Genomic DNA, 12,734 nt, shown 5'->3' on the forward strand with positions numbered 1-12,734 from the left:
ATATTTATGTGAGTATTATCATAATAATCGGGGATAGAAAAGTGATGGTCCCCGGCTATTTCCCGGATATGTATTCCATGAGATTTTGTATGGTGTAATGGGAATAATAGGAAATTGAAGTAATATTACGCAAAATCTCACATGTATAAGGATTTCAAGCTATTACGTTTAGGTTAATAACTATTGGGAGATTGTTAATAACCCATATATAAAAAATTTGCCCGTCGATGATAGTAGTGATAACTTGCGGCTTCTTTTAAAATAAAATTTAATGTCATAAAATAATACGTAATAATGCATACAGATACAATGGTTTCCAAAAAAAGTCAACAAACAGAACATCCACAGGAACGAACTTATACATTCGATGAGGCATACAGGAAATCTCTCGAATACTTTAATGGTGATGAACTGGCAGCCAAAGTATGGGTCAATAAATATGCTATAAAAGACTCTTTTGGAAATATTTACGAGCAATCGCCTGACGACATGCATTGGCGCTTGGCGCGCGAAGTCGCACGCGTTGAAAGGCGATACCAAAACCCCATGAGTGAACAGGAGTTGTATGATTTGTTCAAAAACTTCAGGTATATTGTTCCTCAGGGAAGTCCGATGACAGGCATCGGAAACAAGTTTCAAATCGCATCATTGTCCAACTGTTTCGTGATCGGGAATGATAGCCATGCCGATTCGTACGGAGGTATCATGAAGATCGATCAGGAACAGGCACAGTTGATGAAACGTAGGGGAGGAGTAGGACATGATTTGTCACACATCCGCCCTAAGGGTAGTCCGGTATTGAATAGCGCACTGACATCAACAGGTGTGGTAACCTTTATGGAGCGCTATTCCAATACCACACTTGAAGTTGCACAGGATGGGCGCCGGGGTGCGTTGATGTTGAGTATTTCCAGCAAACATCCTGATACTGAAAGTTTTATTGATGCGAAGATGACTCCGGGGAAAATTACCGGAGCCAATGTATCGGTAAAAATTGATGACGATTTTATGAATGCCGTCATCAACCAACGTCCTTATCTGACAAAATATCCGATAGATTCGAATACACCAACCTTTACCAAGGAGATTGATGCACAGTCTTTGTGGAACAAAATCATTCATAATGCATGGAAATCAGCAGAACCCGGTATTTTGTTCTGGGATACGATCATTCGTGAATCCGTACCTGATTGTTATGCCGCTTTCGGGTATCGTACCACTTCCACAAACCCATGCGGTGAAATACCGTTATGCCCTTATGATAGTTGCCGCTTGTTGGCCATTAACTTATTCGGATATGTAGAAAATCCGTTTACACCTCAGGCCAAGTTCGATTTTGATTTATTCCGTAAACATGTCAGGTATGCACAACGTATTATGGATGACATCATCGATCTGGAATTGGAAAAGATTGACGCCATCCTTTCTAAAATCCACTCTGATCCTGAAGATCCTGAAGTAAAAAGGGTAGAGCGCCGCTTATGGGAACAGATCCGCATAAAAACGGAAGAAGGTCGTCGTACAGGTATCGGCATTACAGCGGAAGGTGATATGCTGGCTGCTTTAGGCATACGTTACGGCAGTGATGACGGGATCGATTTTTCTGTGGAAGTACAAAAATCACTGGCCCTGGAAGCCTATCGCGGTTCAGTTGAATTAGCCAAGGAACGTGGGGCATTCAGTATATTCGACTTTTCCCTGGAGCAGAATAATCCGTTCATCGAACGTATCCGGAAGGAAGATGAAGGATTATACCGGGATATGCAGAAGTACGGACGCCGTAACATTGCATTGCTTACCATTGCCCCGACGGGTACTACCAGCTTGATGACGCAAACCACCTCCGGTATCGAACCTGCTTTTGCTTTGTATTATAAACGCCGTCGTACTGTCAATCCAAACGACCAGGACGTTACCATTACCTTTACCGATGATAAGGGTATTGCATATGAGGAATACATGGTATTTCACCATAAGTTTCTGGATTGGTTGAAAGCCAATGGTTATAACGTAAAAGAGGTGATGAAATATAATGATGAACAAATGAAGGAAATCATTGAAAAATCACCGTATTATAAAGCTACATCCGCTGATGTGGATTGGTTGAATAAGGTCCGCATGCAGGGTGAAATTCAGAAATGGGTGGATCATTCCATTAGTGTAACCATTAATCTACCTGAAAACGTGTCAGAGGAAATGGTTGCCAAATTATATATTACAGCATGGCAGAGCGGCTGTAAAGGAATCACGGTATATCGCGAAGGGTCGCGTGAAGGAATCCTTGTCTCAACGAAGAAAGATGCTCCGGCAAAAACCTCCGGATCTGAAGCTCCGCGTCGTCGTCCGGCATCATTGGATGCCGAGATCATTCGTTTTAAAAACAACAAGGAAGACTGGATCGCATTCATTGGGTTGTATGAAGGACGTCCATATGAAGTATTTACAGGTATCACAGATGATGAAGTGTTCCTGATCCCTAAAACCATCACTAACGGGAAGATCATTAAGGTAAAAGAAGAAGATGGTTCGAAGCGTTATGATTTCCAGTATGAAGACCGTTATGGTTATACTAATACAGTTGGAGGTCTGTCCCGTATGTTCGCTCCGGAATACTGGAATTACGCGAAATTGATCTCCAGTGTCTTAAGATTTGGTATGCCTATTCCTGATGTGGTTAATCTGGTATCGTCGCTCCATTTGAACAGCGAAACCATCAATACATGGAAAAATGGAGTGGAAAGGGCTTTAAAGAAATATATTCCAGATGGAACAAAAGTAACCAAAGGTAATAAATGTCCTGATTGTGGAGAAGAAGGAACCCTCATTTATAAAGAAGGATGCCTCACATGTCAGGGATGTGGATATTCCAAATGCGGATAACCTGATTAGGGTTTGAGAATAATACAAAAATCCGGTTGAATCATTCAACCGGATTTTTGTATTATAATTACTTAAAGATCTTTGGTGATTTTTTTGTTGATGCCTTATAAATCTTTATATCCCAGAGATTTTTCTACTTCCTCCTTTGCTAACGGTTTTGTACAGAAGAACCAATCATGGCAGGTCATACCTTCCACATTTTTCATCCTGTCATTTGCACCTCCACTTGTACTTGGAGCCGGTACTACAACTTCATCTCCGGGACGCCAGTCGGCCGGCAGGGCAACTTTGAAGTTATCCACAGTCTGAAGCCCGACCAGTACCCGTTTGATCTCGTCAAAATTACGTCCCAGATTAAGCGGATAATAAATAATCGTGCGGATAATTCCTTCCGGATCAATAAAGAAAACAGCCCGGACTGCTTTTGTATTACTTGCGCCCGGTTGTATCATTCCGTATTTGTTGGCAATATCCATGGTAATGTCTTCAATAAGCGGAAATTTTACCTCCATATTTTTCATCCCCTTGTATTCTATCTTTTCTTTTATGGTGCGTAACCAGGCTATATGACTTGCCAGACCGTCGATAGATAACCCGATCAGCTGACAGTTCAGTGCCTCAAAATCTTCCTGCATACTGGCAAAGGTGATAAATTCGGATGTACAGATCGGGGTAAAGTCTGATGGATGGCTGAAAAGAATGATCCATTTTCCCTTATATGCTTCGGGAAAGATGATTTCTCCCTGGGTAGTTACTGCTTTAAATGCAGGGGCGCGATCGCCGATACGCGGCATTGAGTGAATTTCGTTTTCCATGTTTATCAATTTATAATTAGAGAATAAATGCTTACAAATAACAAATGTAAGAAATTTTCTCGGACATGATCAATAAACAAAGTATAATTATTACTCAAAAAATAGTTGATTCTTTTTTATAAAAAATCATTAGATTTGCGCATTGATCAGTATCATGAAACATTCATATAATAATACCTTACTGTAATACATAAAATCGATCTTATCGCTGATTATCAAACAATTTATACCAATGAAACTTAACACATCTTATTTAGGACTCCAATTAAAGAATCCCCTGATTGTCGGAAGCAGTTCATTAACCGATTCAGTCGAAAAAATACAGAAACTAGAAGCCGCAGGTGCTGCAGCTGTTGTTCTAAAATCATTATTTGAAGAACAAATTTTGCATGAAGCCCATAGTCTACAAAATGCCGGTGATTATTATCCGGAAGCAGCAGATTACTTACACAGTTATGTACAAGGACATTCTGTGCAAAAATACCTGCAATTGATTGAGGATGCAAAAGGAACGGTTTCTATTCCTATCATTGCCAGCGTTAATTGTATGTCGGCTACAGGATGGATCGATTTTGCAAAAAAAATGGAAATGGCAGGAGCAGATGCTCTTGAGGTCAATATGTATTTTATCCCTACAAACAAAGACAGGCAGCCTATCGTATATGAGGAAATCTACTTCGAAATAGCTGCTGCTTTAAAACAAATTCTTAAAATTCCCTTTTCGTTTAAACTGGGTAATCATTTTACGAGTTTACCGAACCTGGTAGATCATCTGTATAATCGTGGAACAAAAGGGGTGGTTCTTTTTAACCGTTTTTATGAGCCGGATATCGATATTAAAACCCTGGGATTAAAATCTGCCAGTGTATATAGTACATCCGCGGATCTTCGTAATTCTTTACGCTGGATATCTATCGTTTCATCTATTGTGGAAAATATTGAAATTTCTGCATCCACAGGTATACATGATGCTTCAGGTGTTATTAAAACAATCCTGGCAGGAGCACAAACCACCCAGTTATGCTCAGCCATCTATAATAATGGGCCGGACCTGATACAATCAATTATCAGTGATCTGGAAAAATGGATGGAAGAACATCACTTTGACAGTATAGAAGGTTTCCGTGGAAAATCAAATTACAGGAATATTGACAATCCGCAACAATATGAGCGGTCACAATTCATGAAATATTTCTCCAGCCACATTTAGTCCATGCGAGCAATGGAAAATGAGAAAAAAGTATTGTTCTTTCTCGTTCCACTGTTCTTTGTCCTTTTTCCGGTACAAGCTCAGGTAGGGGGAACTTCTACATATGGGTTCCTTAACCTGGTACCTTCTCCACAGGTAGCGGCATTGGGAGGGAAAGTAAATGCAGTACCGGATGCCAACCCGGCACTGGCATTTTATAATCCGGCATTACTGGACAGTACTGCCGATAATTACCTGTCCATGAATTATGTCAATTATTTCGCGGGTATTAATTTCGGATATGTCGCTTATTCCCGTTCACACAGAAAATTCGGTAACTTTTCAACAGGTATCCATTATATCAATTACGGCAGCTTTATTGAAGCGGATATGATGGGGATGATTACAGGTTCATTCAATGCCGCCGAATATGCTTTTAATTTTACTTATTCCCGTGTCCTTCCGTGGATGGATAGTGTCTGGCTGGTAGGCATGAATGTAAAGCCCTTAATGTCTGTTTTCGAACGGTATTCATCTTTTGGCCTGCTGGCAGATATAGGAGTTACTTACAGGCATCCTGAACAATTATTTACGGCAGCTTTTGTCATCAGAAATATGGGAGGACAACTATCATCTTATTCCAGGAATGGGAGGGAGGCGGTTCCGTTTGAAATACAACTAGGTGTTTCACAAAGGCTACGACATGCACCCTTCCGGTTTTCGTTGGTAGTACAGCATCTGGAACGTTTCAGGTTAGGATATCATAGAACTGAAAATACTTCAACAGGACAGACGACAGGTGAAGACAGGAATAAAAAAGGGTTTGATTTATTTGCAGATGAGTTGATGCGACACATCATACTGGGAGTAGAATGCACCCCTTTTAAAGGATTTATCCTGAGGGGAGGATACAATTATAACCGACGGCAGGATATGAAAATATCATCAAAAACAGGAATGGTAGGTTTTTCATGGGGGATGGGAATACACATATCCCGTTTCCGTATTGATTATGCCCGTTCCAGCTGGCATTTGTCAGGGGCATCCAATCATTTTTCCGTCAATGTGGATTTAAACAGGGCAAAAAGACGTTAAACGTATTCATTAAGTAAAATAGATAACAGATTGATATATAAATGTTTACAATTGACAAATAACTTCATAAAAGCTTAAATAATAAAACACCGAATCTATTATAAAGAAGAGCTCAGGATCAATTCACCAAGTAATATCTATCGATTGTATTTCTCCGGCTTACGGGTTATGTTATCAATGAACCATTTTTTCATGCGTACAGCCTGGTCTTTATCAATATATAACCATTTAACGTTTCCGTTTTCTTTAGGTGTAAAATAAGTATATCCCTTTTCGTCCACATGAATTGTACCCTGTTCGGTACGGGTAAACATGTCCGTATCCGGATGGAGAACATACAATACGGAAGTCAGGTCCCATGTAGCACGGTTGTATGGCATAGGCCTGTAGGCTTTATAGCCTTCTACCACAGGGTGCAGGGCCGTCCATCCAAAGTCATTTTCGATGACTGTGGATGGAAATTGAACCATAACTCCTGCTTCAAACGGGGAAAGAACAATAGGAGTAGGCCATTCGGCAAAGAATTTCTGTGCAGCGGGAATATCATTTTCTATATTGAATTCAGCGCGTTTTTTTTCACCAAAACTTCCCCCCATTACTGAGGTCAGTTTTATTTTTTGAGCAACAAGCTCCTTACCCGATAATTTTGAATATTGATCTGCTTTGGAATCCAATAACAAAGCAAGGCTTGTTGAAAACCCGACAGATACAAGCACCACCGAATGGTCTGGCTGGGCAGACAGCAAACGACGATACATGTTTACGGATTCTTCGATATCTTTTTCCTTTTTTGTGCGTGCAAATGCCTCTTTATCATCCAGCATCATCTTACATATCGCTTCCGTATAATCAGCAGCATGGTTATTAGGTACAGGTTTGGCAGCAAGGGCAATGGGTATATCCGGATAACCATACCATGTATTCATGATATCTATAAATGTTGTTGCATAATCGCTTTGTTTATGGTTGCTGATGCCTATAATATCGACCAATCCGTCATCCATAGCTTTATAAAGCAAGTCAAGAGCCAGTGCATCATCAATATCATTTCCCATATCTGTCTCAAATATAACAGGAATATGGCAATTATTTGAAGTTTTTATTGAATTGTTTTTGGTCGTACAAGATAAAAAAATATTACAAACCAATATTCCCAATAAGACATTTTTCATATAAAGCGATAGTTTAGATAAGCTAATTCAAATAATTCAAATAGAGTATATTATATATTAAATCTGACCTTTTATCCAAAAAGTAAATTCAATACTCCAGCCAAACGATACCCAGCTTTCAATATCTGACTTTCAGCCAGAAAAATAGCAACATTCAGAAAATCTTTACCCAATTCTTCATTAGGAGAGGCCCACTCGTAGATCACACGGCAATCAACCGCTGTCTGGTGGAACCATTCCCTTGGCGTACCTGATGCCATTTCCTTTATTTCTTTCTTAGTACAACGGTCTAGCTGGTGCGCCCATTCCATATATCCCCATTTGCGGTATCTGTCAATGATCTGTGAATCCCAGACAGCATGATATGAGTATTGCGTACCATTCAGTTTTACATTGAAGTTTTTAATACCCGGATATTTCACATGTACGGGACAATGCATATCGCCTACCATATGGATCACGTATTTCAGGTTCAACACCACCAGCGAATCTTCCAGATTCTTATAACCCTGCAATGCTTTGATAGCATTTTCCAACTCGCAAACTACGTCGCCTTTGGAGCTGCGGACGGCTTCAGTATACTGCAAATGCTCATCTACCGCTGCCGTATGCCAGACTGTTGTATGTGCATATGACGGTGTAGCCCGGTAATTATCCATCCATACAGAATAATAGACAATAGAATGCCCTGAATATTTTTCAATATTTTTCTTTGCTTTTTTAGTCAGGTTACATTCCGCAATGTATGCAACAGCGTTATGACCCGATTGTCCCCAGGCAAATAAGGTATTGGGAAGACAAATAATGATACCTACCAATAATATCCCAATCTTTTTAATCATCTTTAATCAAATATAGAAAGTATTTAAAATCATGCAAAATAAAACATTGTCAATCTCATGAATTGAACTGATTATTTTGTATTTATACGGTTGTTATTCCCTGTAATCCCGTCCTGATCACAATATTAGCAATTATTGGTGACAAACACAAACATCTCAATCATTTTTAACGCTATCTCTTCTATCTGCTGAAGATTGGTTATCGTCAATCGGATAAACATTCTTTATGTTTTTTCTTTCGCTCGAAATCATGCACAGCTTTTATCATTTTTATATGCCCAGATTTTCGTTACCTAATCTTCCAATATATGTAAAATGGACTGACTTTAAAATCCCATGCTCTTCAAAATGAAAGTCTGCTCTAACTATACCTTCATTGTAAAACCAATAATAAAGACCATTATGAAAATCTATATTTATATTTTCAATATCTATGAGATCATCAAAAGGGTTAGGATAAGGCGGTCTTTCAGATAATAATTGAGCTATATCATTGAAAGATGATATTTTTCTATAAAAATCGGCATTACTCCCAGAAGCATCTTTATTGTTAAGAATGGCCATATAAGTTGAAACGACCATATCTTTTTCCGACAATTGCTTTTCTTTTATATATCGATTAAATAATTTTACGTCAATCATATAATCCAAATAGTTATCTAATGGTATTTTTTTATTTTTAACTAATCGATAATGTGATGGCGCTTTCAGAAAGCCCTCTTCTTCAACTACTTTAAAATAGTAATAATAGTATGGAGAGCCGGCATATTTAACATCTTCAATAAGAACTAACCAAAAATTATTATTTTTCTCTATATCCATAAAAGAGAAACGTTTAATATCCGAATCATCAAGTAAATTTAACCAATGCCCGATTGAAAAATCAGAATCTGTATTAATTATTTTCAACATAATTCTCTTATTGTCATCATACAATAAATAGGACGATAAGCGGATTATATATAAAGATGAAATTATTATTACTCCACTGATTATTAAATACTTTAATTTATTTCCCATGGACTTGATTTTATTTGTTGTTGCTGTGGAAGCAAATCTGATAGAATTCGATATTGCAAGGCCGGTTAACTTAGATCATTCTTTATGCTTTTCTTTTCTTTCATTTTGATCATTTAAGGTAAGGTAATGTATGGCTATGAAAAATTTAATCCTCAAATCTCCGAAATTAAATGCACGATAGTTTGCCACAAATTCAATAATGTTTGATGGTGCGATATCACCCACAAGTTCTATTGTCTTATAATAGTCTTCAACAATTTCATCATTTTCTCCTATTCGTTTTAAAAGTTTAAAATATTTCCCATCCGGATTATAGGTAATATGTTTAAATGTATCCTGTGGATAATCCTGGTATACAGCCCATCCGAAACACCATATAGTATGAAAAGTCGAATCGGATATCCGCGAATAAATATCCAGTTGTTCAGCAATAGGAATATTAAATTCTGTGAATCCGGTTTCATAGGCTGTTGAATTTCTTTCAAGGTAGGTATAGTAACATTTATCCAAATCTCTGTAATCACAATCAGAAGATATTTTCTGATTAAAAAAATCGAAAAGAATCTGCAAATCCATTAGTTCTTCTTTAGTAAAAATGCTTATAAAATCATCATTTTCTGACAATAAGTATTTGCTTGAAGAACAGCCAAAATTTATCAATATCAGTATTAAGATGGCGCATGCCGTCAATATTTCCGCTACTTTAAAAATTATTTTCTTCCCCATGGACTTGTACTTATAGGGTATCTTCTAATTAACCGAAAAAATGATATTTACAATTATTTAACTTAGTTATCACCCACAGGGATACAATTGATCATTTTTATTGTACTATCGTTTTCCCAACCCCGAAACACCCCGGCTATAGATATACTATCACCAATCTGATAGGGTCTTATCAAATCATATTCCAGAGGATAATTTTTTATCCAAATATCCTGGTAACAAAAATAAACAACCGTATCTAGCTTTACAATACGATCACCTATTCTAACTTTCAATCTGGTATCATTTATTTTAAGAGCTTTGGCTTGTTTTACCAAAGATTGAATTTCTGTTGGCATTGCCTGATCTACCAATTGTTGTCGCCCATCAACCTTAGAGATTAACCAGTCTTTATTGCCAAACCATCTTTTAGTAATACAGAAAGTAGTATCTGACTTGTCATATAACCGTAATTGAATATCCTCATCCAGATAAATTGAGTCTTTAAAAACATTATTTATTTTTCCGTCAATTCCAGCACTCAGTAAAATATATCCCTCTGCTTTTTTTAATTTTCGATTATAAAGGGGAATATAACTCAAATATTTATTATATTGATTAAATGGATCTCCTAAATAAAGGACACTATATTCTTCGTCATAACCACTCATTGCTAAAGAATCCACAAGCTGATTCATACTGTCTACGTATTTACCATATAAGGAAAAAGTTTGGTCTGGGATATACACTATTTGAAATAAAATATTTTCACTAAGACTTAAATAATTTTGTTCATATGTTTTTTTTTGAATATGGTACAGAAAAACAAATCCCAAAACTGTGATAACTAAAGCCGAATATATAATAAATTTTTTCATATGTTTTTAGTATTAATTAGCTCAGGTGGTTTTTTGCTAAAATCCATCGTTATATTATTTTTTGATATGAAGGTATATTCATTTAATAGAAACGGAATACTTAATAATATCGTTTATCAAAAAACCTTTTGAAGTCCGTTGGAATAGAAATTGACATTTCAAAACTACCATGGCTACCTACTGATGGGTAACGGAAATATTTTAGTACAATATTATCTCCAGCTTGTTGTGGTTGCTGATATTGCGTATTAATTGGGTATCTTGACCTGGCATAACCTTGAAGAACGACAGTAGCACGAAATTTTATTCCATCAATAACAATATTTCCGCTCATACTGCATATAATTGGACAACATGACAAAAGGTGAATACAGCAGAAATAAAAATGTGGCTAAATTTTGACAGATGAGTCAAGATTTTTCTTGTTTTAAGGGTTTTTATACCATTTTTTTTTATCTAATGATATGACTAAATCTTTCACAAAGATTTCATTATTATCTTTTATTTTTTTCTTTTTACTAAATAAAGATAAAAGATTACTGACAAGAAAGCCACCCTCTCTTGGAATAAAATCTCTATAATTAGTTTGTTCATAGTCTATTTTAAATTCTTTAAAAAATTTAAGTAAAAAATCTAAAACGTCATCTCCATCTAACCCTATATCTGACAAAGAAACTTCTAAACTTAATTTGCTCTTATTTAAATTAAATTCTTTGGCAATATAATCTATTACAATATTGTAACTTCTATTTTCCATTTATTATATTGTTATATATTTTTTGTGTATTATAAAGTGTCATTCCTACATCATACAACAGAATACCCCAACCCACAGGTCCAGCCATTCTACCTAAAAATCTACCAAAAACTTTTGTATATCTTAAAGTTCCATTCCTAAAGTGAGTTGGTACTCTTTTAGGCAATTCTTGAGGCAGCAACTTTGCACCATATTTAGATGCAAGAGATGTTCCTTTAGAAGCGCCTTCCATTTGAAAAGGTTTACTTAACAAACCTTGATTATCTAAAACTGCTGCGAGAGAAACTATATCTTTAATACCGAATTGTTCTGCCGCTTGGTCTAAGAGTATAGCTCCATATAATTCTCCTTTAGTTTCATACCCTTTACCATTGTATTCATATAGTGGATCAGAACTTGATGATGAAACAATTTCTTCTGGATGCTGCATATGATTAAACAACATGACAAAAGCGCCCGTAACCGCTCCGTTAGCGAACTTTCCACCACCCAAAACAGAAGCCGTGCCACCAACCACAGAAGAGGCGACTATCCGGCCAAAATCTGATCTGGCGCTGTTCTGTATCCCCGGCGCCAATCCAGCCGTGAAAGCAGCAGAAATAAAACCATGGTGGAATCTGCCGCCCTGAGCCAAAGAAAGCGTTCCCTGGGAAAAACCATGTGCATATATTTTGCCGATCACCTCCTGAATTCTCATTTGTCCTACCCCGAAACTCACTCATTATTCATTATCTTCCCTTATAATTTCATTCTGTTCTTTTTCAGAATGTGTCAGTAAATAAAGATATACAGATTCAGAAGAATATAAGACTTTAACATCAACAGAGATCAATTCACCGTCATTGAATTGACAATCAATGGAAAGCAAGCCCCAATTGAAAAACCAATCAATTCTATTCTGAAAGTCGATATCTATCTTTTCAAGCTCCTTATAAAGTTCAGGATAAGCAGAAGTAACCTGATATATATCTTCAATAGATTTTATTCTTTTGTAAGTAATAAAATCAATACTTGTCTGTTGTAGTCTACAATTACGGTCAATATTTTCAACTGCCATATCATAGGGTAGTTGAAGAACATCAATATCATAATTTAATTGATGTTGTTTTTGAGCAGTCCTGTCAATGTTTAACATAGGGTCATACTTAAGAAAATGCACATAAGTTTCTATAATGGAATCTTTGTTACTGAGATCTTTTTCCTTGATATAAGCTTTAAATAATGAAAAATCAATAATACTGTTCATGTAATTATCAAAATTAACTGAAACCGTGTCATTTTGTATCATTCGTATATGGGTTGGGGCCTTAAGGAATCCTTGTGTAGGTTTATTTTTAATTTTTAGGTAATAATAGTCAAGTGCACTATTATATCTTTCATC

13 protein-coding genes are annotated in these 12,734 nt (G+C 36.7%); 3 read left to right on the forward strand and 10 right to left on the reverse strand.

From position 1 onward, the window contains the following. The first annotated feature begins 294 nt into the window (after positions 1–294). On the forward strand, positions 295–2,880 hold the full coding sequence (locus tag LBQ60_21415) for an adenosylcobalamin-dependent ribonucleoside-diphosphate reductase (protein MDR2040483.1): 2,586 nt from the start codon (positions 295–297) through the stop codon (positions 2,878–2,880). 104 nt (positions 2,881–2,984) lie between these two features. On the opposite strand, the gene LBQ60_21420 is transcribed toward LBQ60_21415, so the two are convergent. Then, a complete protein-coding gene (locus LBQ60_21420) occupies positions 2,985–3,695 on the reverse strand; it encodes a peroxiredoxin (GenBank protein ID MDR2040484.1) in 711 nt (236 codons plus the stop codon). 232 nt (positions 3,696–3,927) lie between these two features. Between LBQ60_21420 and LBQ60_21425 the strand changes: the two genes are divergently transcribed. Continuing rightward, positions 3,928–4,905, forward strand: coding sequence for a dihydroorotate dehydrogenase-like protein (locus LBQ60_21425; protein ID MDR2040485.1), 978 nt, complete (start codon positions 3,928–3,930; stop codon positions 4,903–4,905). Positions 4,906–4,917: 12 nt separating this feature from the next. Continuing rightward, a complete protein-coding gene (porQ, locus tag LBQ60_21430) occupies positions 4,918–5,979 on the forward strand; it encodes a type IX secretion system protein PorQ (protein ID MDR2040486.1) in 1,062 nt (353 codons plus the stop codon). Positions 5,980–6,116: 137 nt separating this feature from the next. Here the strand turns inward: porQ and LBQ60_21435 are convergent, their stop codons facing one another. The 9 genes from LBQ60_21435 to LBQ60_21475 form a co-directional block, all read right to left on the reverse strand. Then, positions 6,117–7,151 (reverse strand): nucleoside hydrolase, encoded by a 1,035-nt coding sequence (locus LBQ60_21435; GenBank protein ID MDR2040487.1) that lies wholly within the window; start codon positions 7,149–7,151, stop codon positions 6,117–6,119. Between the two features lie 71 nt (positions 7,152–7,222). After that, positions 7,223–7,993 (reverse strand): S1/P1 nuclease, encoded by a 771-nt coding sequence (locus LBQ60_21440; protein ID MDR2040488.1) that lies wholly within the window; start codon positions 7,991–7,993, stop codon positions 7,223–7,225. Positions 7,994–8,263: 270 nt separating this feature from the next. Then, a complete protein-coding gene (locus LBQ60_21445) occupies positions 8,264–9,013 on the reverse strand; it encodes a hypothetical protein (protein ID MDR2040489.1) in 750 nt (249 codons plus the stop codon). Between the two features lie 75 nt (positions 9,014–9,088). After that, the gene (locus LBQ60_21450) at positions 9,089–9,739 is read right to left on the reverse strand and encodes a hypothetical protein (protein ID MDR2040490.1); all 651 of its coding nucleotides are present in this window, start codon (positions 9,737–9,739) and stop codon (positions 9,089–9,091) included. Between the two features lie 62 nt (positions 9,740–9,801). After that, positions 9,802–10,596 carry a hypothetical protein gene (locus LBQ60_21455; GenBank protein ID MDR2040491.1) on the reverse strand — a complete coding sequence of 265 codons (795 nt, stop codon included), beginning with the start codon at positions 10,594–10,596 and terminating at the stop codon, positions 9,802–9,804. Between the two features lie 100 nt (positions 10,597–10,696). Then, a complete protein-coding gene (locus tag LBQ60_21460; GenBank protein ID MDR2040492.1) occupies positions 10,697–10,930 on the reverse strand; it encodes a hypothetical protein in 234 nt (77 codons plus the stop codon). A 93-nt stretch (positions 10,931–11,023) separates the two neighbouring features. Beyond that, the gene (locus tag LBQ60_21465) at positions 11,024–11,353 is read right to left on the reverse strand and encodes a DUF1493 family protein (GenBank protein MDR2040493.1); all 330 of its coding nucleotides are present in this window, start codon (positions 11,351–11,353) and stop codon (positions 11,024–11,026) included. Beyond that, positions 11,343–12,050: a hypothetical protein gene (locus LBQ60_21470; GenBank protein ID MDR2040494.1), complete on the reverse strand. Its 708-nt coding sequence runs from the start codon at positions 12,048–12,050 to the stop codon at positions 11,343–11,345. The genes LBQ60_21465 and LBQ60_21470 overlap by 11 nt, the downstream gene beginning before the upstream one ends. 24 nt (positions 12,051–12,074) lie before the next feature. Beyond that, positions 12,075–12,734: hypothetical protein (locus tag LBQ60_21475; protein MDR2040495.1), on the reverse strand; the 660-nt coding region annotated here is incomplete at its 5' end.

This window comes from Bacteroidales bacterium (genome assembly GCA_031275285.1).
GTDB lineage: Bacteria > Bacteroidota > Bacteroidia > Bacteroidales > UBA4181 > JAIRLS01.